This is a genomic window from Bacillus sp. Bvel1 (assembly GCF_014872755.1).
Classification (GTDB): domain Bacteria; phylum Bacillota; class Bacilli; order Bacillales; family Bacillaceae; genus Bacillus; species Bacillus velezensis.
This window is the reverse complement of the sequence record NZ_JAAOBZ010000005.1, coordinates 36,509-61,720: the sequence shown is the minus strand read 5'-3', so window position 1 is coordinate 61,720 and position 25,212 is coordinate 36,509. Positions and strand designations below refer to the sequence as shown.

General features: G+C 48.5%; 23 protein-coding genes and 2 riboswitches. Of the genes, 1 reads left to right on the top strand and 22 read right to left on the bottom strand.

Going from position 1 to position 25,212, the window contains the following annotated elements:
• Positions 1-19 precede the first annotated feature (19 nt).
• Complete coding sequence (locus HAP68_RS03135) at positions 20-1,762, bottom strand: adenine deaminase (protein ID WP_003155748.1); 1,743 nt, start codon at positions 1,760-1,762, stop codon at positions 20-22.
• Positions 1,763-1,883: 121 nt separating this feature from the next.
• On the opposite strand from HAP68_RS03135, the gene HAP68_RS03130 reads away from it, so the two are divergent.
• Positions 1,884-2,114, top strand: a complete 231-nt coding sequence (locus HAP68_RS03130; protein ID WP_003155749.1) for a YgaP family membrane protein — start codon at positions 1,884-1,886, stop codon at positions 2,112-2,114.
• Positions 2,115-2,280: 166 nt separating this feature from the next.
• Here HAP68_RS03130 and purD read toward each other — a convergent pair whose 3' ends face one another.
• From purD to HAP68_RS03025, 21 genes are all read right to left on the bottom strand, one after another.
• Positions 2,281-3,549: a phosphoribosylamine--glycine ligase gene (gene purD / locus HAP68_RS03125; RefSeq protein ID WP_014304548.1), complete on the bottom strand. Its 1,269-nt coding sequence runs from the start codon at positions 3,547-3,549 to the stop codon at positions 2,281-2,283.
• Positions 3,550-3,563: 14 nt separating this feature from the next.
• The gene (gene purH, locus HAP68_RS03120; RefSeq protein ID WP_003155751.1) at positions 3,564-5,102 is read right to left on the bottom strand and encodes a bifunctional phosphoribosylaminoimidazolecarboxamide formyltransferase/IMP cyclohydrolase; all 1,539 of its coding nucleotides are present in this window, start codon (positions 5,100-5,102) and stop codon (positions 3,564-3,566) included.
• On the bottom strand, positions 5,099-5,686 hold the full coding sequence (gene purN / locus HAP68_RS03115; RefSeq protein WP_003155752.1) for a phosphoribosylglycinamide formyltransferase: 588 nt from the start codon (positions 5,684-5,686) through the stop codon (positions 5,099-5,101). Before purN ends, purH begins: the two co-directional genes overlap by 4 nt.
• Complete coding sequence (purM, locus tag HAP68_RS03110) at positions 5,683-6,723, bottom strand: phosphoribosylformylglycinamidine cyclo-ligase (protein WP_003155753.1); 1,041 nt, start codon at positions 6,721-6,723, stop codon at positions 5,683-5,685. Before purM ends, purN begins: the two co-directional genes overlap by 4 nt.
• Before the next feature lie 91 nt (positions 6,724-6,814).
• Positions 6,815-8,245 carry an amidophosphoribosyltransferase gene (gene purF, locus HAP68_RS03105; RefSeq protein ID WP_003155754.1) on the bottom strand — a complete coding sequence of 477 codons (1,431 nt, stop codon included), beginning with the start codon at positions 8,243-8,245 and terminating at the stop codon, positions 6,815-6,817.
• Complete coding sequence (gene purL, locus HAP68_RS03100) at positions 8,221-10,449, bottom strand: phosphoribosylformylglycinamidine synthase subunit PurL (protein ID WP_024084976.1); 2,229 nt, start codon at positions 10,447-10,449, stop codon at positions 8,221-8,223. The genes purF and purL overlap by 25 nt, the downstream gene beginning before the upstream one ends.
• Positions 10,433-11,116, bottom strand: coding sequence for a phosphoribosylformylglycinamidine synthase subunit PurQ (gene purQ / locus HAP68_RS03095; protein WP_015388591.1), 684 nt, complete (start codon positions 11,114-11,116; stop codon positions 10,433-10,435). Before purQ ends, purL begins: the two co-directional genes overlap by 17 nt.
• On the bottom strand, positions 11,113-11,367 hold the full coding sequence (purS, locus tag HAP68_RS03090) for a phosphoribosylformylglycinamidine synthase subunit PurS (RefSeq protein WP_003155758.1): 255 nt from the start codon (positions 11,365-11,367) through the stop codon (positions 11,113-11,115). The genes purQ and purS overlap by 4 nt, the downstream gene beginning before the upstream one ends.
• Positions 11,367-12,086: a phosphoribosylaminoimidazolesuccinocarboxamide synthase gene (purC, locus tag HAP68_RS03085; protein ID WP_003155762.1), complete on the bottom strand. Its 720-nt coding sequence runs from the start codon at positions 12,084-12,086 to the stop codon at positions 11,367-11,369. Before purC ends, purS begins: the two co-directional genes overlap by 1 nt.
• A gap of 75 nt (positions 12,087-12,161) precedes the next feature.
• Complete coding sequence (gene purB / locus HAP68_RS03080; RefSeq protein WP_007408896.1) at positions 12,162-13,454, bottom strand: adenylosuccinate lyase; 1,293 nt, start codon at positions 13,452-13,454, stop codon at positions 12,162-12,164.
• Positions 13,454-14,635, bottom strand: coding sequence for a 5-(carboxyamino)imidazole ribonucleotide synthase (gene purK, locus HAP68_RS03075; RefSeq protein ID WP_046341137.1), 1,182 nt, complete (start codon positions 14,633-14,635; stop codon positions 13,454-13,456). Before purK ends, purB begins: the two co-directional genes overlap by 1 nt.
• Positions 14,589-15,077, bottom strand: coding sequence for a 5-(carboxyamino)imidazole ribonucleotide mutase (gene purE / locus HAP68_RS03070; protein ID WP_003155768.1), 489 nt, complete (start codon positions 15,075-15,077; stop codon positions 14,589-14,591). The genes purK and purE overlap by 47 nt, the downstream gene beginning before the upstream one ends.
• 132 nt (positions 15,078-15,209) lie before the next feature.
• Positions 15,210-15,311, bottom strand: a riboswitch (purine riboswitch).
• Positions 15,312-15,389: 78 nt separating this feature from the next.
• A complete protein-coding gene (locus tag HAP68_RS03065) occupies positions 15,390-15,587 on the bottom strand; it encodes an NETI motif-containing protein (protein ID WP_003155772.1) in 198 nt (65 codons plus the stop codon).
• On the bottom strand, positions 15,584-16,138 hold the full coding sequence (locus HAP68_RS03060; protein WP_003155773.1) for a DUF2179 domain-containing protein: 555 nt from the start codon (positions 16,136-16,138) through the stop codon (positions 15,584-15,586). Before HAP68_RS03060 ends, HAP68_RS03065 begins: the two co-directional genes overlap by 4 nt.
• A gap of 118 nt (positions 16,139-16,256) precedes the next feature.
• A complete protein-coding gene (locus HAP68_RS03055; RefSeq protein ID WP_003155777.1) occupies positions 16,257-16,430 on the bottom strand; it encodes a Fur-regulated basic protein FbpA in 174 nt (57 codons plus the stop codon).
• A gap of 138 nt (positions 16,431-16,568) precedes the next feature.
• Complete coding sequence (locus tag HAP68_RS03050) at positions 16,569-17,351, bottom strand: hypothetical protein (protein ID WP_014304542.1); 783 nt, start codon at positions 17,349-17,351, stop codon at positions 16,569-16,571.
• Between the two features lie 197 nt (positions 17,352-17,548).
• Positions 17,549-18,871, bottom strand: coding sequence for an NCS2 family permease (locus HAP68_RS03045; RefSeq protein WP_003155780.1), 1,323 nt, complete (start codon positions 18,869-18,871; stop codon positions 17,549-17,551).
• Between the two features lie 131 nt (positions 18,872-19,002).
• Positions 19,003-19,104, bottom strand: a riboswitch (purine riboswitch).
• Positions 19,105-19,226: 122 nt separating this feature from the next.
• Positions 19,227-20,669, bottom strand: coding sequence for a DUF4179 domain-containing protein (locus HAP68_RS03040; protein ID WP_024084974.1), 1,443 nt, complete (start codon positions 20,667-20,669; stop codon positions 19,227-19,229).
• Positions 20,651-21,184 carry a sigma-70 family RNA polymerase sigma factor gene (locus HAP68_RS03035; RefSeq protein WP_003155783.1) on the bottom strand — a complete coding sequence of 178 codons (534 nt, stop codon included), beginning with the start codon at positions 21,182-21,184 and terminating at the stop codon, positions 20,651-20,653. The genes HAP68_RS03040 and HAP68_RS03035 overlap by 19 nt, the downstream gene beginning before the upstream one ends.
• Positions 21,185-21,288: 104 nt before the next feature.
• Positions 21,289-22,830, bottom strand: a complete 1,542-nt coding sequence (gene guaA, locus HAP68_RS03030) for a glutamine-hydrolyzing GMP synthase (protein WP_003155784.1) — start codon at positions 22,828-22,830, stop codon at positions 21,289-21,291.
• 162 nt (positions 22,831-22,992) lie between these two features.
• Positions 22,993-25,200 (bottom strand): DUF4129 domain-containing transglutaminase family protein, encoded by a 2,208-nt coding sequence (locus HAP68_RS03025; RefSeq protein ID WP_024084973.1) that lies wholly within the window; start codon positions 25,198-25,200, stop codon positions 22,993-22,995.
• Positions 25,201-25,212: the final 12 nt, after the last annotated feature.

The following is a 25,212-nucleotide window of genomic DNA, read 5'->3' as shown; positions in this document are numbered from 1 at the left end:
GGCTCCCTGCTTTTATATTTTAACGCATTATCGATGGAAAGAGTACAGTTTTTTTCATCACGTCGAATATTCCTCTCGGCGTAATGCGGATATAAGGCAGGTGTGTGCTCTGCAAAAAGAGCAGCGTATAGATCGGATCGCAGAATCGGTAGCCCCGCTCCTCCAGCAGCGTCCTCAGTTTTTGCTCTTTCTCAAGCACTTCTTCATAATTCTCCGCGGATGCAGAACCGTTTAAAGCGAGGGGAATCTCATGAAGAATCTTCCCGTTTTCGGCAAGCACGATTCCGCCGCCGATTTCTTTCATCCGTGAGAAAGCGAGCAGGATATCTTCTTTATTTTTTCCGGCAGCGATAATATCTCCGGTTGTCGTGTAGGAACTGACAAAGCCCTGCACCCGATCGGCAAAACCTTTCAGCATTGTATTGACCCGCCATTTTCCATGCTTATCGAGAAGCGTGAGATAGCATTCATCATGATCAAAAGAAAGCTGGTCAACAGAATTATCAATCGCAATCATATACGGCTCCATAATGACGGCGTTGCGCATTATCACACCCATCGGCATTGAAAACTGTAAATCATCCATCGTCATATCATATGAAAGCTCAAGAGGGACAAGACCGCCCTTTTTCCAATCCGTTTCTGTAAACGCATTCATATTTCGGCCGTCTTCCCTCAGCAGGATGCCTTTGGAGATCACCGTGACCGGATCCGGATTCATCGGGTCATCGAGAATGTTTAATGAAGCAAGCCGGCCCGGACCGATCACACCGAGAAAGTCATCCATCTGATAATATTTCGCGATATTAAAGGAGGCCATATTGTAGGCGTCAATCGCCGGAACCCCTTCCTCCAAAGCGATTTTGATTAATTCATTCGTCATGCCGCCTTTATAAAAATGCGGCGTCGCTCCATCCGTCGTGTAAAAGAAATGATCATAATGCCGGAAGCCTTTTTGATGGAGATCCTGCAAAATCGTTCTCAGATCAGGGCGGATGGATGAATGTCTGAGCGAAACATAGTAACCCAATTCAAGCCGTCTCATCACCTCGTCGCCATTCATCGCCTCGTGGTCAGAATCAGCCCCGAACAGTTTCATCTTCGTCAGTGTTTTTTCAGAAGCTCCGGGAAAATGCCCTTCTATCCGCTTGCGCAGTTTCTTTGTCGCCTGCATGCAATGAAGCATCAAGTCATCGCCGTCCATGAGGCGCGGCCATCCGGTCAATTCTCCGCCTTGAATGACATCCGGATGCTCAATCCATTGCTTGCGGACATCAAAAGAAAGGAGCTGGTCCTCATTCAGCACTTCAGTCTGCAGATCATATCTGGACCACCAGAAATATTGCACCGGCTGTTTTTTTAGTTCTTCCAATATAGTAAGCGCTTTCTTTTTACCGCTGTGCAAAAGAAAAAACAAGTTATCATTAACAAACGTCGTTGTTCCGAATTGAGACACATATTCGGCGAGCGTTTGGGGATTATATATTTGAAAAGGATGTGTATGCGGTTCAATGTAACCTGGCACAATGTATTTTCCTTCACAATTTATGGTATGAATGTGCTCTGCTGCATCAGGAAGCTCATGACCAACATATACAATTCGGTCTCCGTAAATCCAGACGTTCTTTTTCAGCCATTGTTTTAAAAAAGGATTTAATACGAGAGCATCCCGTAAAAGTAGCGTTGGAAGCAGCTTTGAGTCTACAACATCCGCCTGTGATCTGATGTCTTTGTTTTTCCAGTTAAAGGTACGTTCGGACATTCACATACTCTCCTTCGCTTATATTAGACCCATCGTATCACATCCGCACAATTATCGCACGGCTAAAACGTTACAAATTATTGAAGATGAATGAAAAACTTTTTCTAAGGGAGCTGAAATGATGAAACCGAATATCAGTTTATTAAACGCCGTTATGCGCATCACTTGCGGCCTCACCATTTTGTCTGCCGCTTCAGCGAAATACACGAGAAAACCTTGGTGCAAGATGCATCTCTTCTGTATGATGATGGGCGCGATGAAAGCGGCGTCCGGCATCCTCCGCTTCTGTCCGGTGACATATATGTTCCAAGCCGGAATGAATCAGGATGACAGCCATCAGCAAGAAAAATAACAAGCCGTTTCGGCTTGTTATTTTTTTCTCCTGTCCCGCGAGTATGAGAAGAATCTGCCGGCGATCCCGGCATCACAAAAGCCGGGACAGAATTCAAGACTGCATGACAATCTTAGTCGTCATTCAGAAGAAAACCCGCATCTTTTAAGACGCGGGGGTTTCCTCTTTATCGCTGCGATGCTTTCAGCGCACGGGCGCCGATATCGCTTCTGTAAAACAGTCCGGGTTTTGTCAGCCCCGAAACGGCGCTGTACACTTTATCCCTCGCCGCTTCAAATGTCTCAGCAAATGCCGTGACATTGGCGACCCGGCCGCCGTTCGTAACAAATTGTCCGCCGTCTTTTTTCGTTCCGGCATGAAAAACGGCGATCCCGTCTTCAGCGGACGTCAAACTGCCGATCGGCGTCCCTTTCGCATAGCCTTCCGGATAGCCTTCAGAAGCCAGGACAACGCTGACCGCGGCCGTATCCTTCCATCTTAGATCAACATCTTTCTCATGCAGAAGATCTAAGAGCACCTGAATGAGGTCAGATTCCATTCTCGGCACGACGGCCTGTGTTTCCGGATCTCCGAAGCGCGCGTTGAATTCAATGACTTTTGATCCGTTTTCCGTCAGAATCAGCCCCGCGTACAGCACGCCCGTGAAGGAGCGCCCCTCTTTCACCATTGCTTTTGCCGCCGGCTTCACAATCGTTTCGACTGCGCTTCTGACGATATCATCGGAAATGTGCGGCACCGGTGAGTAGGCTCCCATTCCGCCCGTATTCGGCCCTTTGTCTCCATCGAAGGCGCGTTTATGATCTTGAGCGATGACCATCGGATAGACGGTCTCCCCTTTTACAAACGCCATTAAAGAAAATTCTTCGCCGGCGAGAAACTCTTCAATGACAACAGATGCGCTCGCCTCCCCGAATTTCTCATCCTCAAGAAAATCGTGCAGACATTCAATCGCTTCTTCTTCCGTCATCGCGACCGTGACACCTTTTCCGGCGGCAAGCCCGTCCGCTTTAATGACAATCGGCGCGCCTTTTTGCTGTACATATGCTTTCGCCTCTTCAAATGAAGTAAACGTCTCATACTCCGCCGTCGGAATGCCGTATTTTTTCATTAAATCCTTGGCAAACTGTTTGCTTCCTTCAATAATAGCCGCTTTTTCAGACGGTCCGAAAACAAGCAGTCCGGCTTTTTCAAACTCGTCGGCTATCCCTTCAATCAGAGGAACTTCGGGGCCGATAATCGTCAGGCCGACATGATGTTCTTTCGCAAACGCAATGAGTGCGGCATGATCGCTTTCTCCAATGTTGACCAGCGTCGCGCAGTCTGTCATACCGTCATTTCCGGGCGCGGCGTACACCGTGTCAACAAGCGGGCTTTGCGCCGCTTTCCAAGCCAATGTATGCTCTCTGCCGCCTTTTCCGATAATCAATACATTCACGCTTCGTTCCCCCCTTAATGTTTGAAATGTCTGATGCCGGTGAATACCATGGCGATCCCGTATTCATCCGCTTTTTTAATCGAATCTTCATCGCGGACCGATCCGCCGGGCTGGATAATCGCCGTGACACCGGCTTTTGCGGCTTCTTCGACTGTATCCGGCATCGGGAAAAACGCGTCTGATCCGAGCGCGCTGCCTTTTGCTTTTTCTCCGGCCTGCTCAATGGCGATTTTGGCTGAACCGACGCGATTCATCTGTCCTGCGCCCACACCGACCGTCATATGGTCTTTTGCAAGGACGATCGCGTTGGATTTCACGTGTTTGACGACTTTCCAGGCCAGCTTCAAATCTTCCCATTCCTGCTCGCTCGGCTCTCTTTTTGTCGGGATGCTGATGTCGGCGTCATCAAATCCATGGACGTCTAAATCTTGAATCAAAAGACCGCCCTGTACGGAAGTCAGCTGTTTTTCTTTCTTTCCTGATGCGGTCACGTCAAGCGTGAGCAGACGAAGGTTTTTCTTCGCCGTCAGCACGTTCAGCGCTTCTTCACTGAAAGAAGGGGCGATAATGATTTCTAAAAAGATGCCGTGAAGGGCTTCAGCCGTTGCCTGATCAACTTCACGGTTCAGCGCGATGATGCCGCCGAAAATGGAGGTTTTATCAGCTTCATACGCTTTATTGAATGCTTCCTCAATTGAAGCTCCCGTACCGACTCCGCATGGATTCATATGTTTAACGGCAACAGCTGCGGGTTCTGTAAATTCCCGGACGATTTGAACGGCCGCATCCGCGTCCTTAATATTGTTATAAGAAAGCTCTTTGCCGTGAAGCTGTTTTGCCGCTGCGATGGAACCGGAGACAGGAAGTGCGCTTTGGTAGAAAACCGCCTCTTGGTGAGGGTTTTCACCGTAGCGGAGCGACTGTTTTTTCTCAAAAGTAACAGTGAATTGCTCAGGGTCTTTCTCACCGGCCTCGCGTGTTAAGTAATCAGCGATTAATGCGTCGTATGCCGCGGTATGGCGGAATACTTTGGCCGCAAGCTCGCGTTTTCTTTTGAGCGAAACGCCGCCGTGTTTTTTCATCTCATTGAGCACGGAGCTGTAATCGGCCGGATCTGTGATGACCGTCACATCCTGATGGTTTTTCGATGCGGCGCGCAGCATGCCGGGACCGCCGATATCAATGTTTTCTATCGCTTCATCGTATGTTACGTCTTCTTTTGAAATCGTTTCTTTAAACGGATAAAGGTTGACGACCACAAGGTCAATCGGTGCAATGCCATGCTCATTGATCTGCGCCATATGCTCTTTATTGTCTCTTACGGCAAGCAGACCGCCGTGAATATTAGGATGGAGCGTTTTTAACCGTCCGTCCATAATTTCAGGAAATCCGGTCACTTCTGAAATGCCGATGACATCCACACCGTTTTCCTGAAGAAGTTTTTTTGTTCCTCCGGTCGAAATGACTTCGACGCCGAGCTCTGTCAGTTCCTTTACGAAAGGTACGAGATTTGTTTTATCAGAAACACTGATTAGTGCGCGTTTGATTGTCATGCCTTTTCACCTCTGTTATTTAGTCCCAGCAGCCGTTTCACAACGCTCGGATACCATTTGTGCTCAAGCTCGTGTATTGTATGCTCTATGTCTTCAAGCGTATCGTTTTCCTGTATTTCGAATGCTTTTTGCGCGATAATCGGTCCGGTGTCCATGCCTTCGTCGACATAATGAACGGTAATGCCCGCCACTTTCACACCGGCCCGATACGCCTGTCCGACAGCGTCAATCCCAGGGAATGCCGGAAGAAGCGAGGGATGTATATTAATAATGCGTCCTCCGTATGCTTCAAGCAGCGTATCTCCAATCAGTCTCATATAGCCGGCGAGAACGATTAATTCCGCCCCGTGCAGGCGCAGCTGTTCAATAATGGCCCGTTCAAAGGCCGCTTTGTTTTCAAAAGATGACGGTTCAAAGGCGAATGACGGGATATGTAAAGCCTCCGCCCTTTCCGCCGCCTTTGCCTGAGGCTTATCCGTCACGAGAAGCGAGAGCTCCGCATCCCACTTCTCTTCTCTCATGCGTTTGGCAATGGCCTCGAAGTTCGATCCGTTTCCTGAAGCAAATACCGCAAACTTTTTCATGAAAGAGCCGCACCGCCGAAAGAAATGCCTTCGCCCCGCTTGACCCGGCCGATCAGATAAGCCTTCTCGCCCTGAGCTTCAAGCGTGCCGATGACGTCTGTCAGGTTTTCTTCTTTAACGGCAAGGACAAAACCGATGCCCATATTAAAGACATTGAACATTTCTTCTTCTTTCAGCTTGCCGTGCTCCTGCAGAAATGGAAAAATCGGCGGGATCGGCCATGATCCGTGATCAATTTCCGCGCTCAATCCGTCCGGCAGCATCCGCGGGATATTCTCGATGAATCCTCCGCCTGTCACATGCGCCATGCCGTCCACCTTACCGCTTTTCACCGCCTTGAGCACCGGCTTCACATATATTCTCGTCGGTTCCAGCAATTCTTCGCCGAGAGGACGCGCAAACGGTTCATAGACAGTATCCAAATCAAGTCCGCCGTCATCAAGAAGCACTTTTCTCACCAGGGAAAATCCGTTGCTGTGAAGGCCGCTTGAAGTAAGTCCGATTAAGAGATGCCCCTCTTCGATATGTTCACCGGTGACGATTTCGTCTTTTTCCGCGACGCCGACTGAAAAGCCCGCAATATCGTATTCATCAGACGTATACAGCCCCGGCATTTCCGCCGTCTCACCGCCGATAAGCGCTGATCCTGACTGCTCGCATCCGTCCGCCACACCCTGAACGATCTGCTCAATTTTCACCGGATCAGCCTTGCCGACCGCCAAATAATCAAGGAAAAACAGCGGCTCCGCTCCCTGGGCAAGCACATCGTTTACACACATCGCGACCGCATCGACGCCGATCGTGTCATGCTTATCCATTGAAAATGCGAGTTTCAGTTTGGTGCCGACACCGTCTGTTCCGGAAATTAAAACAGGCTTTTGATACGGAAGCTCTGACAGATCAAACATTCCGCCAAAACCGCCCAGGCTTCCCATAACGCCGAGCCTTTTCGTGCGCTCCACGTGTTTTTTCATTCGTTTGACGGCTTCGTATCCGGCTTCGATGTCAACTCCGGCATTTTTATAAGCATCAGACATCCCTATCACTCCTTGTCAATTCGTTTCTCCTAAAAAGGCAGAAAGAGAAAGGCAGCCTGAATTCCCGCTGCCTTTATGTCATTTTCACATTTTATTTTGTCAGCACCGCTTCTTTTACGTGAGGAAGCACTGTATCCTGATAAATTTCCGTCGGATATTTGCCCGTAAAACAAGCGAGGCATTGTCCGCAATTGGTGTCTTCAAATTTTCGGCCGACTCCTTTTAACAATCCGTCTACACTTAAGAAAGAAAGCGTGTCGGCACCGATGATCTGACGGATTTCTTCCACGGAATGAGAAGAAGCGATCAGCTCCTCATGGGTTGATGTGTCGATACCGTAGAAGCACGGATGAGCGATCGGCGGTGAACTGATCTTGACGTGCACCTCTGTCGCCCCCGCTTCTCTGAGCATTGTGACAATCCGGCGGCTTGTCGTCCCGCGCACGATGGAATCATCAACCATGACGACCCGTTTTCCTTCGACAACACCGCGGACGGCGGACAGCTTCATTCTGACGCCTTGCTCACGGAGAGCCTGTGACGGCTGGATAAACGTTCTGCCGACATAACGGTTTTTAATGAGACCGAGTTCGTACGGGATGCCCGTCGCCTCGGCATAGCCGATGGCCGCAGAAATACTGGAATCAGGCACGCCTGTGACGACATCCGCTTCAACCGCGGACTCCCGGGCAAGCATTTTCCCGAGGTTTTTCCGGGCGCTGTGCACGTTAATGCCGTCGATATTGCTGTCAGGTCTTGAGAAATAAATGTACTCCATGCTGCAGATGGAACGGTTGATATTCATGGAAAAACGCTCTGATTTCAAGCCTTCATCGTTGATGATCAGCATTTCGCCCGGCTCTACCTCACGAAGGTACGTTGCGCCGACAACATCAAATGCGCACGTTTCTGAAGCGACCACATAAGCATCGCCCATGATGCCGATTGACAGCGGTCTGAGTCCGTTCGGGTCAAGCGCTACGATCATCTCTGTTTCAGTCATGATTAAAAAGGCATAAGCGCCTTTCAGCATAGATAGCGAATTTTTGATTTGATCCTTCAGTGAAAAGTGTCCGCTGCGTTTAATCAGATGAGCCAGCACTTCCGTATCGGAGGAAGTCTGAAAAATGCTCCCTTGGTTTTCAAGCTGCTGCTTCAGCTGTGTGGCGTTGACCAGGTTTCCGTTATGGGCGAGCGCGAGGCTGCCGTTGTTTTGCGAACGGAACAGGAGCGGCTGAACATTTTCATATCCGCCTCCTCCAGCCGTTGCGTAACGAACATGCCCGATCGCGCCTTTTCCCTTTACTTTGCTGAGCTCGCCGTTTTGAAATACTTCAGTGATCAGCCCTTGGCCTTTGTGCGCCGTCAGTTTTTCGCCGTCAGTCGCGACAATTCCCGCGCCTTCCTGTCCTCTGTGCTGGAGGCTGTGGAGACCGTAATACGTAATTTGCGGGGCTTCTTCATGTCCCCAGATGCCAAACACACCGCATTCTTCATTCAGGCCTTTGATTTCAGCAAGCATGGAATAGCTCCTTTCCACGCGCGCTCAAGTTCTTTCGTTTGCGCGTGAACCAATTGTTGTCCTTCTTGGCTTCGGATCGTCAGCTGTCCGTCTCCTGTCACTTCACCGATATGAATGGCATCTGCCGCAGCCGCTTCAAACGCCGCTTGGTGTTCTTTTTTGACCGAAACGACGAAGCGTGATTGAGATTCAGAGAATAATAATGCCGCTTCCCCTTCAACAGTCACGTTGGCGCCAAGGTTTTCCGTCGTCATGACACTTTCTGCAATCGCTACGCCTAAGCCGCCTTCAGATACGTCATGCGCGGATTGAACGAAGCCTTTTTTAATCGCGTCAAGCAATGCTTTTTGGCGTGACAGCTCTATATCAAGATCGATTTGCGGCGCTTTGCCGTAAATGCGGCCTTCTGTCATTTTTTGCAGTTCGCTTCCGGCAAACTCAGGTTTTGTTTCGCCGATCACGTATACAAGATCTCCCGCTTGTTTGAAATGCTGTGTCGTAATATGAGCGGTATCTTCAATTAAGCCGACCATGCCGATAACAGGCGTCGGGTAGATGGCCGTTCCGTTCGATTCATTATAAAGTGATACGTTACCGCCGATGACGGGTGTGCTGAGAACGTTGCACGCCTCGCTGATGCCGTCGGCCGCTTTTTCGATCTGCCAGAAAATTTCAGGTTTTTCCGGGTTTCCGAAATTCAGATTATCCGTGACCGCAAGCGGTTCGGCGCCGGAGCATACGATGTTGCGCGCCGCTTCGGCAACGGCGATTTTTCCGCCTTCTTCTGGATCAAGATATAAATAACGGGCGTTGCAATCCGTCGTCATCGCCAGCGCTTTTTTCGTGCCGCGGATTCTGAGCACTCCCGCGTCAGAGCCCGGAGCGACCACCGTATTTGTGCGCACCATGTAGTCATATTGATCATACACCCACTCTTTGCTGGCAATTGTCGGCTGCTGCAGCAGGGCAAAAAGCGTCTCTGTCCCATCTTTTACTTCAGGCGCGGGAACTTCTGTTTCCTGAAACTCGCGGTAGTACGCGGGTTCTGCTGACGGTTTGTGGTATACAGGCGCTTCTTCCGCCAGTGCGTCGACCGGAAGTTCGCAAACAACCTCTCCGTTATGGCGGAGGCGGAGCATTTTATCATCCGTCACATGACCTACGGAAACCGCTTCAAGGTCATATTTATCAAAAATATCGACAATTTCCTGTTCACGTCCGCGTTCAATGACGAGAAGCATGCGTTCCTGAGACTCGGAAAGCATCATTTCGTAAGCGGTCATACCCGTTTCCCGCTGCGGAATGAGATCAAGGTTCATTTCAATGCCGGAGCCGGCTTTGCTTGCCATTTCAGCACTCGAACTTGTCAGACCGGCCGCCCCCATATCCTGAATGCCGACTAAGGCATCGCATTGGATGACTTCAAGGCATGCTTCCAGGAGAAGTTTTTCCATGAAAGGATCGCCGACCTGCACCGCGGAACGTTTTTCTTCAGATGAATCTGACATTTCTTCTGATGCGAAAGTAGCGCCGTGTATGCCGTCGCGGCCCGTTTTAGCGCCGACGTACATGACCGTGTTGCCGACACCTTTCGCCTGGCCTTTTTTAATATCTTTATGATCAATCAATCCGACGCACATTGCATTGACAAGCGGATTGCCCTCATAGCTTGCGTCAAACTGCACTTCTCCGCCGACCGTCGGAATACCGATACAGTTTCCGTATCCCGCGATTCCCGCCACTACTTCTTCAAACAAGTACTTCACACGAGGTGAAGTGAGTTCACCAAATCGAAGAGAGTTTAATACAGCTATCGGACGGGCGCCCATTGAGAAAACGTCACGGATAATGCCGCCCACTCCCGTCGCAGCACCTTGGTATGGCTCAAGCGCTGACGGGTGGTTATGAGATTCAATTTTGAACACGACCGCCTGATTGTCACCGATGTCAACGATTCCCGCGCCTTCTCCGGGACCCTGCAGCACGCGTTCGCCGCTAGTCGGGAATTTGCGTAAAACCGGTTTTGAGTTTTTATAGCTGCAGTGCTCTGACCACATCACGGAAAAAATCCCGATTTCCGTGTAGTTCGGCAATCTTCCGATAATAGATTCAATGAGTGCGAACTCGTCATCACTGACACCCATTTGCTGATAGAGTTTCTCTTCTTTTATTTGTTCTTTACTTGGTTCAAGCAGTAGCGACATGAGTTTCCCTCCAATTTTTCACGATAGACCGGAACAATGTAAGACCGTCTGCGCTGCCGAGCAGTTCATCGACTGCGCGCTCAGGGTGAGGCATCATGCCTAATACGTTGCCTTTCTCATTCACGACGCCGGCAATGCCGCTGACGCTTCCGTTAATATCGCCGCCGTATGTGAAGGCGATTTGATTGTTTTCTTTTAATCTTTCAAGCGTTTCGTCATCACAGTAGAAATTGCCTTCGCCGTGGGCAACCGGAATCGTAATCGATTGTCCTTTTTCATAGGAAGATGTGAATAACGTATCGCCGTTCTGTACGATTAATTCAACCGGGCGGCAGATGAACTTTAAATCTTTGTTGCGTCTCATGGCGCCGGGCAGAAGTCCGAGCTCCTGCAGAATCTGGAATCCGTTGCAGACGCCGAGAACCGGTTTTCCTTCGGCAGCCGCTTTTTTCACGGCCGGCATGATGTTTGCGAATCTGGCGATGGCGCCGCATCTCAAGTAGTCGCCGTATGAAAACCCGCCGGGGATGAGCACGCCGTCAAATCCGTCAAGGCTTGTTTCCTCGTGCCAGACATACTCGACTTCTTCGCCGAGTTCGTCCTTTACGGCGTGAAACATATCAATATCACAGTTGGAGCCGGGTAACACAATCACCGCAAATTTCACTGTGCGACAACCTCCTCAACTTCATATCGGTAGTCTTCAATGACTGTATTGGCAAGGAGCTTTTCACACATTTCTTTCACGAGCGCGTCAAGATCGCGGTCAGATTTTTCGATCGTCAGCTCCATGTATTTTCCGATGCGCACATCCTGCACTTCATTGTAGGTCATGCTGTGCAATGCATGCTGCACCGCGCTTCCTTGAGGATCGAGCACACTTTCTTTTAAGCTGACATAAACTTTCACTTTATACATTATGAAATGCCTCCCAGTCTTTTGAAAATCTCTTCATATGCGTCGGTTAAGCTTCCCAGATTCCGTCTGAACAAATCTTTATCGAGCTTTTCGTTTGTGTCTTTGTCCCACAGACGGCACGTGTCAGGAGAAATTTCATCCGCTAAAAGCACCCGTCCCTCTGCGTCTAAGCCGAATTCCAGCTTAAAATCTATTAATCTGACCCCGCAGTCTTCAAAAATATGCTGAAGTTCTTGATTCACCTGGTTTGTAATCGATTTGATCGTTTCGACATGCTCAGGAGCCGCCGCTTTTAAGAGCCGGATATGATCTTCTGTGATGAGCGGATCGCCGAGTGCGTCATCCTTGTAGTAAAATTCGATAATCGGCTGCGGGAGCTCTGTTCCTTCCGGGATGCCGAGACGTTTCGACATGCTTCCGGCGGCAATGTTTCTGACCACGACTTCAAGCGGAATGATGCTCACTTTTTTGATGAGCTGCTCTGATTCTGAAACACGCTCCACAAAGTGGTTGTCAATTCCTTTGGCGTGCAGATGTTTGAAAATCAGGCTTGAAATTTCATTGTTCAGACGGCCCTTTCCGCTGATCTCCGCTTTTTTCTCACCGTTAAAGGCTGTTGCGGAATCCTTGTAGACCACGCGGAGAATCTGTTCGTCTTCAGTTTGATAAATTCGCTTCGCTTTTCCTTCATAAAGAAGATTATTGTTCACAATATTCACGGAAGGCCTCCTAACCCGAATGTTGGGAATATTCAATCTACGGCGGCTGAAGAAGCCGCCTCCGGCTGGCTTCTTCTATAAACCTAAACGCTCAAAGATCAAGTCGACGTTTTTCAGATGATAATTGTAGTCAAAGCAATCGGCAATCTGTTCCGGTGTGAGGCGGGACGTGATTTTTTCCTCCGCTTCGACAAGCTGGCGGAACGGCACTTGTTTTTCCCATGCTTCCATCGCTTTCGGCTGAACCGTGTCATATGCTTCTTCACGAGGCAGACCCGTGTCGATTAAAGCGAGCAGCACGCGCTGAGAATAGATTAAACCGAGTGTGCGGTCCATGTTGCGTTTCATATTTTCCGGGAATACCGTTAAGTTTTTGACGATGTTGCTGAATCGGTTCAGCATGTAATTCAGCGCGATTGTCGCGTCAGGAAGAATGATGCGCTCAGCTGATGAATGAGAAATATCACGCTCATGCCATAACGGTACATTTTCGTATGCCGTCAGCATGTACCCGCGGATCACGCGCGCCATGCCCGTCATATTTTCCGACCCGATCGGATTCCGTTTATGAGGCATAGCCGATGAGCCTTTTTGTCCTTTAGCAAAAAACTCTTCCACTTCACGTGTTTCACTCTTTTGGAGACCGCGGATTTCCACTGCGAATTTTTCAATGCTCGTCGCGATCAAAGCCAGTGCCGCCATGTAATCCGCATGACGGTCGCGCTGTAATGTCTGAGTGGAAATCGGCGCCGCTTTCAGCCCGAGTTTTTCACAGACATACTGCTCTACGAACGGATCAATATTTGCATATGTGCCGACCGCGCCGGAAAGCTTCCCGACTTCGATCCCTTCTTTTGCCTGCTTGAAACGTTCAAGGTTGCGTTTCATTTCTTCGTGCCAAAGCGCGAGCTTCAGGCCGAAAGTCGTCGGTTCCGCGTGTACGCCGTGCGTGCGGCCCATCATGACCGTGTATTTATGTTCTTTCGCTTTTTCTTTTATAATGTCAACAAATCTCTCAATGTCCTTGAGCAAGATCTCATTCGCCTGTTTTAATAGATAGGAAAGAGCGGTATCCACGACATCTGTTGACGTCAGGCCGTAGTGAACCCATTTTCTTTCTTCGCCTAATGATTCTGAAACCGCGCGGGTAAATGCAACGACGTCATGGCGCGTATCCTGCTCGATTTCCAAAATCCGGTTGATGTCAAAAGACGCGTTTTCGCGCATGACCTTGACGTCTTCTTTCGGAATGACGCCAAGCTCAGCCCAGGCTTCACAGGCTAAAATCTCGACTTCCAGCCATGCCTGGTATCTGTTTTCGTCCGTCCAGATCGCGGACATTTCAGGTCTTGAATAACGTTCGATCATTATGCTCGTCCTCCGTCTCTTTTCATCCATATGTTCGTGATGTCCTGAATCCATGTTTCATCAGGCTTCCGCAAAAATGTCATATGCCCCATTTTGCGCCCTTTTTTAATCTCATGTTTTCCGTACAGGTACAGTTTGGCTTCTTTTAAAAGCTCCGTATGCTCCTCCGCAAGCTTCACTTCCTCACCGAGCAGATTCACCATCATTCCCGGTTTGAGAAGATCGGTTCTGCCGAGAGGAAGTCCGCATACCGCTCTGATGTGCTGTTCGAATTGGCTCGTTTCACAAAGGTCGAGCGTATAATGCCCGGAGTTGTGAGGACGCGGCGCCAGTTCATTGATCAAAAGGTCTCCGTCTTCTGTGACGAACATTTCCACCGCAAGCGGCCCGACAAGCTCCAATTTCTCCGCGAGCTGAACGGCAAGCGCCTCTGCCCGCTTTTGAACCGTTTCCTCCGCTCTCGCGGGCACGATGCTTTGGAACAGAATATTATTTTTGTGGATATTTTCAGCAGCCGGAAAGGTTGAAATCTCACCGTGCACCGATCTCGTCACGATAACGGAAAGCTCCATCCGGAATGATACCCAGCTTTCCAGTATGCACGTGCCGTTTTCTAGCAGCGCGGCCGCTTCGTCTGTCTGTCCTTCTTCCTTAATGACAAATTGGCCTTTGCCGTCATATCCGCCGCGGCATGTTTTCAGCACCGCCGGGAGCCCCAGGGACTGAACAGCTTCCTCAAGCTCCCGTCCGCTGTTTACGATCCGATAAGGAGCGACTTGACAGCCTGCTGACTGGATCGCCTTTTTTTCCGTTTCCCTGTTTTGGGTGATAAGCAGCAGCTCGCTTCCCTGGGGAAGATATGCATGTTCTTTGAGCCAGTTGAGCGCCTCGTAATCGATATTTTCAAATTCGTACGTAATGATGTCACTGACTCCGGCCAATTTTTGAATCGCTTCACGGTCATTGTACTGGGCGGTAATCTCAATATCGGCGATCTGTCCGCATGGCGAGTCTTTCACGGGATCGACGACTGCGACTTTATAGCCCATCTGTTTTGCGGCGACAGCCATCATTTTTCCGAGCTGTCCGCCTCCGATAATGCCGATGACGGCGCCGGGATAAATCGTTTTTTTATCAGACAAGCTGATCACTGCTTTCCAGCACCGTTTGTTTTGTCGCATTTCTTCTCGCCTCTAGTTTATCCGCAATGTCACCGTCAAATGCCGACAAAATCTGCGCGGCTAACAGACCCGCGTTCACTGCGCCCGCTTTTCCGATCGCCGTTGTCGCGACCGGCACGCCGCCGGGCATCTGTACGATAGACAGAAGAGAATCAAGCCCGTTAAGCGATTTTGTCTGAACCGGTACGCCGATCACCGGCAGTGTCGTTTTGGCCGCCGTCATACCCGGCAGATGCGCCGCTCCACCGGCTCCGGCAATAATGACTTTTAAGCCTCTGTCTCTGGCGCTTTCTGCATATTCAAACATCAAATCAGGCGTCCGATGCGCGGATACTACCTGTTTTTCATAAGGAATGTGAAGTTCGTCAAGTATGTCGCATGCATGTTTCATTGTCTCCCAATCGGAGGTGCTTCCCATGATGATTCCTGCTAGCGGCTGCATTCTGTTCCCACCTTCTCATGCTTTGTTTTTCAGAAAAAAAAGCCCGGCTTATATTGCAACTATGAGGAAGCAATACAAACCGGGCATGGCGCGCGTATCGTCAGTCGTTCGCTTCTGCGATATCCATGTCAGCTGTTTATCACTTTCCTGCATAGTCCGGCCGTTTACGGCAGCCGGGTAGAAACTTATGGGCCATATTCCCAAGATTATATGAGGTCGTGTTTTGATTTCATGTTTATCTTAACAACGGACTTGGATAATGTCAACGACATTATCGAACGATATAAAAATTCTTTCTTTTAATGTTCGTGTTTAGATCAATTTCCCTTCAAATACGATTTTTTTCCCGCAAGGAACGACTTGAATTGATCCATTTTCTTTCTTTTCTGTAAAGATGGGCTCTTCCATCCGCCTGACGGGCATATACCCCTCTTCCTTCATTAAAGTGAGAATGGTGTCAATCGTTTCATGTTCCGTTACTTCAAACCGTTTCTTTTTTGGCTTTGTCATTCCTTAATTCTCCTCTTCTTCACTGCTTTCACCCAGAATCCGCCGTGGATCGTTTTCGGCTCAAAGGCGATGATAAACGCTTTTTCATCAAGCGTTTTAATCGTATCATACAGCTGAAGCTCATATTTGCGCGGCGTCAGAATCTGCATGGCGGTCCGGTCTCCTTCAAGTCCGCCCGCAACCCAGCTTGTAACACCGTATCCTTTTTCCCGGAGCTGTTTCGGCAGGTCCAGATCAAGCTCCTTCGTAATGACGTTGACTGTTATGTAGCCGAGCGCCAGTTTTTCTTCAATCTTCATTCCCACTATGACGCCGAGGCCGTAGCCGAGCGCATAGGCAATGACGTTTTGAATTTGATTCAGATTGTCGAGCACAAGACTCAGACCGGTCACATACACAAGGATTTCAATTGTACTGATGCCTGCGGCGAAATAGCGCTGTCCCTTTAATGTCAGAATCATCCTGATCGTAAAGAAAGAGACATATATAATGTTAATGATGAGAATAATGAGAACCATACCTATACTGTTGGATAAAATTGTCTGCATCACTGATTCCCCTCCTCTGACTTTGAAAAGCCAATCTTTCAATTAAGGATAGTTTACCCTCTTTTCATCATTTTCAAAAGAAAAAAAAGCCCGCCCCGCAAGGCAGACTCTCAAGCTCTTATCAGTGAAGCTCGGCTTTTTTCAATCGTTTGACGGCTTCATATTCCTTCTCAAGTTCACTCAGCGTGTACCCGGACAGTTCCTGAACATGGTCTTGATAAAACCCTGAGCGGATCAGTTTTGTCCTCAGGTGCTGTTTTTTCCGATTAATGGCTTCTCGCAACAACGGGGCCATCTTCATCATCCCTTTCCGAATCATAAAGAGTAGTGCCGCTTTCGAATTGCTGTTGCTCTCATCATATCTCGGCCGGGTCCTCAAAACAACACGCTTCATTAGAAAAATTTGTAAAAATTATGAAAGACAAATTTCGACTTATAAAGGAATCAGCGAAGCAGTAAAGTACTCGGAAATGAGCGGCCATGTCACAGCCGTAAAAACGAGCATAATGATGACCGCCGCGGAAATACAGTACATCACGTCAGCCGCAGGCTTTTCAGCCGATTTGTATAGAATCTGCACAAACTGCACCATCGCCGAGGCGGCCAGAAACAAGGTCAGCGCCGTAAACACCACGGTGATGACCGGCAGATTCAATATCGCGAAAATCATCCACACGATAGAGCAGGCGACAGCCGGAACCAAAAGCGATCCGACCCCCGCGGCCGCATCCCGCATCGTAATTTTCTGCTTCATCATATAACGTGATACAAGCCAGACCGCGCCGGCCGCAGCGGCAAAAAAGACGAGCGTATACACGAGAACGACGGTAAAGCCGTCAAAAAACGTATGATGCCGCTCCCCGTATCCGAGAGGCCTTTGCTGGCTTGCCCTCAGCTGAAACCAATTTCCGATTGAGAAAAAGATACTGAATACAAGCATTGAAATAAGAGCATATTTAAAGCGGGAAAAGCCGTCTTCCCCAACGACCTTCACCGGTGATGTCAAAATGCGCAGCGCGAAACGGCAATAACGTTTGACCGCGGCCCATGCAGAAGCGAGTTTTTCCGTAAAAGCCGGAGCCGGGCGCCGTTCCTTTTCTTTTTTCTTTTGCTTTTGATAACGTCCCGCATTTCTGGACATTCTCGACAGCGGTTCTTCATCAGTTCCCTGATGCTGTTTTTCTTCTTCCAACGTTTCTTTTCTTTCTTCCGTCATGTCAGCAACTCCTATCAAAAAAATACGGCGGAATTTGTTTAGCAAGAAAATAAAACACTTATATAAGGTACCGAAGCGGCCTTAAACAGTCAAGCGGTTTTCTTCACCCAGACACCCACATGACGTTTTATATTATGTATTGGTTTTACGGAATAGGACAAAAACAAAAAACCGGCTTTCCTCAGCCGGTTTTTCCGTTATTTCAAGAAGATGAAATACAGGATAAAGATGACGAACAGCCCGTACATAATCGGGTGAACGCTTTTTCCTTTTCCTTTGCAGATCATTGTAATCGGGTAGAAAATAAAACCGATCGCAATCCCCGTCGCAATACTGTACGTCAGCGGCATCATAATCATCGTTAAAAATGCCGGAACAGCCACCTCGAATTTATCCCAGGCGATCTTACCGAGCGGCGCCACCATCAGCGCGCCGACGATAATTAAAGCCGGAGCCGTCACATTCGTGGTGACAACTGACAGAAGCGGCGAGAAAAACATCGCCAGCAAAAAGAGAATGCCCGTCACAACAGCCGCGAAGCCGGAGCGCGCCCCCGCCGCAACGCCTGAGCTGGATTCAACATAAGAAGTCGTTGTAGACGTACCGAGCACGGCTCCGATAACGATTGATGTTGAATCCGCCAAAAGCGCTCTTCCCGCACGCGGAAGTTTGTTTTCCTTCATCAGCCCGGCCTGTGTCGCTACAGCTACCAGCGTACCGGCCGTATCGAAAAATCCGACGAACAGGAAAGTTAAAATGACAATCAGCATTTGTACGGAGAAGATATCCGGAAGGTGCATCCACGCCTGTCCGAAAGTCGGCGCAAGACTCGGCACGCTGCCGACAATGTGTGTCGGAACCGGAATCAGCCCGCAGATCATACCGGCAACCGCCGTCAAAAGCATTCCGATAAACACGCCGCCGTTTACGCGAAGCACCATCAGAATGACCGTCACAATAACACCGAAAACCGTCAGCAGCACAGGGCCGCTGTGAATATTGCCGATAGACACCAAAGTCGATGAGTTCGCTTCAATAATGCCCGAACCCTGCAAACCGACAAATGTGATAAACAAACCGATACCCGCGCCGACCGCCAATTTCAGCTCAGGCGGAATCGCATTAATGATTTTTTCCCGCAATCCCGTCAGTGAAAGCGCCACGAAGATAATTCCGGAAATCAAGACGCCGGAAAGCGCAGCCTGCCATGAAATCCCCATGCCGAGTACGACAGAGAAGGCAAAAAACGCATTTAATCCCATACCCGGCGCAATCGCGATCGGATACTTTGCAATAAGCCCCATTAAAATACAGCCGGCCGCAGATGCCAAGGCTGTAGCGGTGAACACCGCGCCCTGATCAATTTTTAATGCTTCGGGAAATCCTTTCACACCGTTTAAAGACAATGTCAGCGGATTGACGAACAGAATGTACGCCATTGACAAAAAGGTCGTTAAACCGCCGATGATTTCATTACGATAGCTTGTCCCCAGCTCATCAAACTGAAAAAATTGCTTCAAGCCAATTGCCTCCTTCATTCTCTCCCATTTATTCTGCCCGTTATCCGCCAAATAAAAAACGCCCCAAATACATTTGGGACGCTTGACTACATACGTTCAGTCTGAATAAATAAGAATGGATTATTTATATCAAACGATTGAGATTGATCCGTAGTCAAGCCATTTACGGTAGCTTGGTAGAAACTTGCGGGCCATATCCCCGCCATTATACGATATCTGCATATTTGATTTCTGAGTCTATTGTATCAATTCAATTTTGAAAACTCAATAAAAAAACGAACAATCCCGTTAAAAAAAATTGGTTTATTCGTTAATTGACCAAAAATGGAAGACGGCAAGGGCCGCCTTCCCGGCATCATTTTCCGTCCGCAGGCCGAACCGGCACCGTGAATGTGATCCCCTTGTCATCCGCCAGCAAGTTCATAACCGTTTGATTGACGTACAAAGCATATGAATCGAATGAGAAATCGCGCAATGAATAGTCTTTATCGGATGAATCATCTAATTCAAAAACGGATTCCATTTCACCCTTTTTAAGATTCGTGACTTTCGCCTTATTCCCTTTCAGATAATAGCCTTTTTCATACTCATTAAGCGATGGCCAAGTTTTCATTTTTTTCGTATTGCCGAGACCGATTGATTCACCGACATTCATCAGCTGATCTTCATCCGCCTTGCTTACATCAATTCCGCTGAATTGATAATCGACAATTACCCGTCTGTCTTGCTGTTTGATCTTTTTGATGGTAATGCCGACATGATGATGTTTCGTTTTATAACTGACGGGCAGTTTTGTTTTCAGAGGCACGATTTCTCCCGGCTCTGATTCTGTTTTTATATCGCCCGTTATGAAAAGTGTTTTCGCTTTCGGGTCTATCGGTTTGCTGAATTGAGTTTGGCCGCGTATTCTTTTCCCGCCGCCGGGAAGATTCTTCCTGCCGCCAAGTTCAATATTCGACATCGTCATTTCATAATGGTTTCCAGCATCATCCGTTGCTTCGTCAATCGAGATGGCATCATTTTTGGCTGCATCATAGAAGTCGATAGAATACAGGAGGGCCGATCCCATCGTTCCGTTTTCCGCCCGGATATCGAAAAAGCGGTATAATCCGTGATTTACATTCACAGCTTTCGTTCCTTCAAGAGAAACGGACTTTTGTTTTTTAATAGGGAGTGTAAAGCGCCAGTTTCCGGGGATATCCTTGATTTGTGTAATGACAAGCGGAAGCTTATCACCGTCTTTCAGCTTTGAGCCGTCCGTGAACAGGCGAAGCTGCCCCGCGTACCGCCCGTCTTTCATTTTTTTCATATCACTGCTGTCATAATCCTCTGCTAACATATTCCGTGGATCTTTATAATCGACTTGAAAAGAGATGCTCTCCTCATCTGATTTCAAATTATCAACGATAAAGTTATAAACGAGCTGTCCGCTGTCGTAATACACACTTTTCACTGTCACCGTGATTCCGCGTGATTCCGCTTTTTCGTTCAGTTTTGTCACCAAATTGCTTTTAAACAGCGCAGAGCCTGCCTTATCCTGAAACAGACTGTAAATTTGTCCGGCAACAGGAATGTTTCCCATAGCCGTGTTAACGGAGGGCATGAACAAGCCTGAGGACAGATACAGAATAAACAAAGCAGCAGCAACCGCGAGGCCGTTTATCACTTTTCGTCCCCATCTCCGTCTGACGGCGCCTTCTTTTCCGGCACGGACAGCAGCGCTGTGTATCACGTTTTTCAATTCAGCTTTCGGCACGTCAATGTCCTGATACAATTGCTTCATTTGATGCTTTTCCATATGTGTTTATCCTCCTTTTCCAGCTCCTGCTTCAATGCTTTTCTCGCCCTGTGCAGATGCGTTTTCACAGTGCCTTCCGCCATACCGGTCTGTTCAGCGATCATACCAATCGAGAAATCTTGAAAATAATAAAGCTGAATGGTCAGCTGTATATGTTCATCAAGCGTTTCCAGAGCATTCCGAAGATCTATGTATTCTTCAATGTTCTTATTCTCCGCGCGCGTATCGTGCTGCGGCTCAAACGGAATGACGTCTCCGTGCTTTTTCCTCATCGCAAAAATCGTATGTAGCAGAATCCGGATCAGCCACGTTTTAAAATATTTCGGCTCCTTCAGCTGTGCGATATGAAGAAAAGCCTTGTAAGCCGTTTCCTGAACAGCGTCCAGTGTATCTTCCTTGTGATGCAAATAAAGATAAGCTGTTTTATATAAAGTCTCCTGATGAGTTGTGATCAGTTTTTCAAAGGCTGCGGCATCACCTTTTTTCGCCTTTTTGATCAATCGTTCTTCCTTCACCTTATCCACCTCCTATGCTGTTAGATATGAATCGGGGCAAAACGGTTTCAAAAAGATGAAAAAAAAAACGCCTCTTTTTTAAAAGAGACGTTTTTTATCTTCATTTATTCCCACTCAATCGTTGCAGGCGGCTTGCTCGTAATGTCATACACGACGCGGTTGATGTGTTTCACTTCGTTGACGATCCGTGTTGAAATCACTTCAAGCACATCCCAAGGGATACGCGCCCAGTCAGATGTCATGCCGTCAATTGATGTTACGGCACGGATACCGATTGTGTAATCATACGTTCTCGCATCTCCCATGACGCCGACGCTGCGGATGTCAGGAAGAACCGTGAAGTACTGCCAGATGTCGCGCTCAAGGCCGTGGTTCGCCACTTCTTCACGCAGAATCGCGTCTGATTCACGAACGATCTCAAGTTTTTCTTCCGTTACTTCACCGAGTACGCGGATGCCAAGTCCAGGGCCCGGGAACGGCTGACGCCATACGATATCATCCGGAAGGCCGAGCTCTGTGCCAAGCGCGCGCACTTCGTCTTTGAAAAGGGTGTTCAGCGGCTCGATCAGTTCAAACTGCATATCTTCAGGAAGTCCGCCGACATTGTGATGCGATTTGATCGTTTGCGCCGTTGCAGTACCGCTCTCGATAATATCCGTGTAAAGCGTTCCTTGCGCAAGGTAATCGATGCCTTTCAGCTTGTCCGCTTCATCATCAAATACGTAAATGAATTCGTTGCCGATGATTTTGCGTTTTTGCTCAGGATCAGAAACACCTTTCAGCTTGTTTAAGAATCTGTCTTTCGCATCAACTTTAATGACATTCATATTAAAGCCTTCGCTGAACGTTTTCATGACGCCTTCAGCTTCGCCTTTACGAAGCAGGCCGTGATCGACGAAAATACAAGTCAGCTGGTCGCCGATCGCTTTATGAATTAAAGCGGCCACAACAGAGGAATCAACACCGCCGCTTAGCGCGCAAAGAACCTGCTTGTCTCCGACTGTTTCGCGGATTTTTTGCATTTCGATTTCAATAAAGTTTTCCATTGACCATTCGCCTTTACATTCACAAGGCCCGAAGACAAAGTTTTTCAGAAGGTCATTTCCGTATTCTGAATGACGGACTTCCGGATGGAACTGCACACCGTACCATTTTTTGTCTTTTTTGCTCATCGCCGAGTTCGGGCAGTGATGGCTCGTCGCGTCTACCGTAAATCCTTCCGGCACTTGTACGACTAAGTCGCCGTGGCTCATCCAGACAACTTGTTCTTCCGGAAGATCCTTGAACAAGTCAGGAGTTCCTTGAATCTGAATGTTCGCTTTTCCGTATTCGCGCTGGCTTGCCGCCTCGACTTTCCCTCCGAGGTAATGAGTCATCAGCTGCATGCCGTAGCAGATGCCCAATACAGGAATATCGAGTTCAAAGATTTTTTCATCACAGCGGAAAGATCCTTCATCATATACACTGTTCGGTCCGCCTGAAAGGATAATTCCTTTTGGATTCATTTCTTTGATTTCCTCAGCTGTCAACGTATGGGGATGCAGCTCGCTATATACGCCAAATTCACGGATCCGGCGGGTAATCAGCTGGTTATACTGACTGCCGAAATCAAGAACAAGAATCATTTCATTCACTAACTTCGTCATGGTTGTCACCTAATCTCCTCTAAGTTTTTGACACAGAAAAAACGGAGGACACACGTTCAGCCCTCTGTCGGCAAGACTTGTCCGGAAGCCCGGCTTTTTAACGCTCCCGGGCTCCCATTTAACATTCATATATTCTAACAACAGGACGATATGCGGTCAAGACTATCTTCTTTTAATTATATTTTCCCACAACTGTCCCGATTCATTCCAAAGCTTTGCGGCATTATCGCTGCGGTATAAAGCACGCTCATAGCGCAGCGTCAGCTCGGACATGTCGTTTGTATGGTGCGCCTCATCAACCCTTGCGGCAAAATCGCGGAGCGTTTCTCCGTCTCCCCTGCTGAACCCTTTTCGTTTCAGCTGGCGGAGCAGCGCGGCATATGCGTCGAAAAAGACGTCTTCATCCGTTCGCCGCTTCAATCTGGCTGCTGTAACGTGCGGAATCCAGCGCGCCCGGAACAGCCAGGCGAGTGCCGCCGCGGCTGAAATTACGATGACGATGGCTGCATACGGCCACAGGTGTGCCGCGGTTTTGTTGCGGATCACAGGCTGCGGTGCCGCGCTGTGATCCCGCTTTTTCGGTGTTTCTTCTTTTTCCGGCTTTGTTTCCTGACGCTGCTTGTCAGACGGTGAATCCGAATTCCCCGCTGAGCCTCCGCTGTCTTTTGCCGCGGTATGATTTTGCTCTGACGTAAACTCCGTCGGATTGGTGAAGCCTTTTGTCGGCTCAAACGTCACCCAGCCCTGATCGGGAAAATACACTTCTACCCACGAATGGGCGTTGTTGTTTGTGACTTCATAAATGTGGCCGTTATGGTCGCCTGCCCCTTTATATTCACCGGATGTATAGCCCTTCACCCAACGGGCGGGAATTCCCGCAGAGCGGAGCAGCACGGCCATTGCCGATGAAAAGTTATCACAATATCCTCTTTTCGTTTCAAACAGAAATTGATCGACATAATCCTGATTGTGCTCCGGAACCGCGACATCCTGTGTATTATACGAAAATGCGGAAGATCCGAGATAATCCTCGATCGCCTTCGCTTTATCGAACATATTATGATGATTCCGCGTCAGTCTGTCCGCAAGCTGTCGCACTCTTTTCGGAAGGCTGTCGGGGACCTGTAAATACCGGTCATTGAATTGATTCTGCTCACGGTATCGTTTCACTTTCACTTTTCTGAGATCATTCAGCTTAAAGACGGGCGCCTGAAAAGTCACCGTGTACCGTCCCATATTGCGGATGTTGCCCACTTGTTCACTGACCGGCGTAATTTGCTCGGTGTTTCCGTTCATTTCAAGCTGAATCGAGTGCTTCGGTTTAATATTGGAGACGCCGATCGGATACATGACGTGATTATAGAGATAATTCTCATCAATGGACACCTGTGCCGTATACCGTCTCGTCTGCACACTCCGGTCAAACCATATATCTTCCACATTGCCGCTATTCAGTTTATAGGACATGCCCTGATCGGTCTCCACCCAGCCTTTCCCCGTGTATGTATCTTTCGTTTCCACCCGGAAGTACGCCCGTTCTTTTCCCTTCCATGTAAAAACCGGCGTATCATCCTCCTGAAAAGGACCGCCCAATGTTTCATCATGATTGCCGTAGCCGATTTTGCTTTCGGCGGCGGGCACTTCTTTGTGGTTTGTGATCTTTTTTAGAAACGGCACGGGATCCGGCCAGTTCGGGTCTGATTTCGGAGCCGCCAGACCGAACACGACGGAAGCGCAGATAAACAGCATCAGCGGCAGAAACCATTTGAGTATCAATCTTTTTTTAAACGCTATGTGTTCCGTAAGCCGGATGCGCTCCATATACAAAAGCCCCATCATCAAAAAGCCGATAAAGACGATCCGGATGACGGCGTACGCGGCATCATAAGGAGTAAACGTATCAAGCACGGTGATATACGCCACCGTCATGATAAAAAAGAATAATATTTTCCGCTGATAGATCACCCAGTAATGCAGCAAATACACGAGCAGCCATAAAAGCACAAAAAACAGCAACGTGCGGAATGACGGATTCATATCATTCCATCTTCCGGTCCCGATGTGGCGGGCATTTTGCATCACGTCCCGCAAAAAAGAAACGAGCCATTCCGGCTGAAAAATAGAACCTTTATAAAACAGGATGTGAATACTGATCAACGTAAACAGAATGCAGGACGGCACGGTGACGTACCACCTCATCCGGAAGAATGACAGCAGAAATGCCAAACCGATAAAAACGATGAAAAAACCGGTATGTTTTGTATCCGTAAAATTGTGCAGCGGCCTGAGCCATTCCCATAACAATAAAAAAGCGAGAAAATAAAACAGCAGCAGACTCAGCCTGCTTCCCTGGTTCTCGTCATGCGGCATGGCGCGCCACCT

Coding starts and splice junctions, on each gene's coding strand:
- HAP68_RS03135 (WP_003155748.1), bottom strand. CDS start 1,762: ATGTCCGAACGTACCTTTAACTGGAAAAACAAAGACATCAGATCACAG.
- HAP68_RS03130 (WP_003155749.1), top strand. CDS start 1,884: ATGAAACCGAATATCAGTTTATTAAACGCCGTTATGCGCATCACTTGC.
- purH (WP_003155751.1), bottom strand. CDS start 5,102: ATGACAATCAAACGCGCACTAATCAGTGTTTCTGATAAAACAAATCTC.
- purN (WP_003155752.1), bottom strand. CDS start 5,686: ATGAAAAAGTTTGCGGTATTTGCTTCAGGAAACGGATCGAACTTCGAG.
- purM (WP_003155753.1), bottom strand. CDS start 6,723: ATGTCTGATGCTTATAAAAATGCCGGAGTTGACATCGAAGCCGGATAC.
- purF (WP_003155754.1), bottom strand. CDS start 8,245: ATGCTTGCTGAAATCAAAGGCCTGAATGAAGAATGCGGTGTGTTTGGC.
- purL (WP_024084976.1), bottom strand. CDS start 10,449: ATGTCGCTACTGCTTGAACCAAGTAAAGAACAAATAAAAGAAGAGAAA.
- purS (WP_003155758.1), bottom strand. CDS start 11,367: ATGTATAAAGTGAAAGTTTATGTCAGCTTAAAAGAAAGTGTGCTCGAT.
- purB (WP_007408896.1), bottom strand. CDS start 13,454: ATGATCGAACGTTATTCAAGACCTGAAATGTCCGCGATCTGGACGGAC.
- purK (WP_046341137.1), bottom strand. CDS start 14,635: ATGCGACAAAACAAACGGTGCTGGAAAGCAGTGATCAGCTTGTCTGAT.
- purE (WP_003155768.1), bottom strand. CDS start 15,077: ATGCAGCCGCTAGCAGGAATCATCATGGGAAGCACCTCCGATTGGGAG.
- HAP68_RS03065 (WP_003155772.1), bottom strand. CDS start 15,587: ATGACAAAGCCAAAAAAGAAACGGTTTGAAGTAACGGAACATGAAACG.
- HAP68_RS03055 (WP_003155777.1), bottom strand. CDS start 16,430: ATGGCCCCGTTGTTGCGAGAAGCCATTAATCGGAAAAAACAGCACCTG.
- HAP68_RS03050 (WP_014304542.1), bottom strand. CDS start 17,351: ATGACGGAAGAAAGAAAAGAAACGTTGGAAGAAGAAAAACAGCATCAG.
- HAP68_RS03040 (WP_024084974.1), bottom strand. CDS start 20,669: ATGGAAAAGCATCAAATGAAGCAATTGTATCAGGACATTGACGTGCCG.
- guaA (WP_003155784.1), bottom strand. CDS start 22,830: ATGACGAAGTTAGTGAATGAAATGATTCTTGTTCTTGATTTCGGCAGT.
- HAP68_RS03025 (WP_024084973.1), bottom strand. CDS start 25,200: ATGCCGCATGACGAGAACCAGGGAAGCAGGCTGAGTCTGCTGCTGTTT.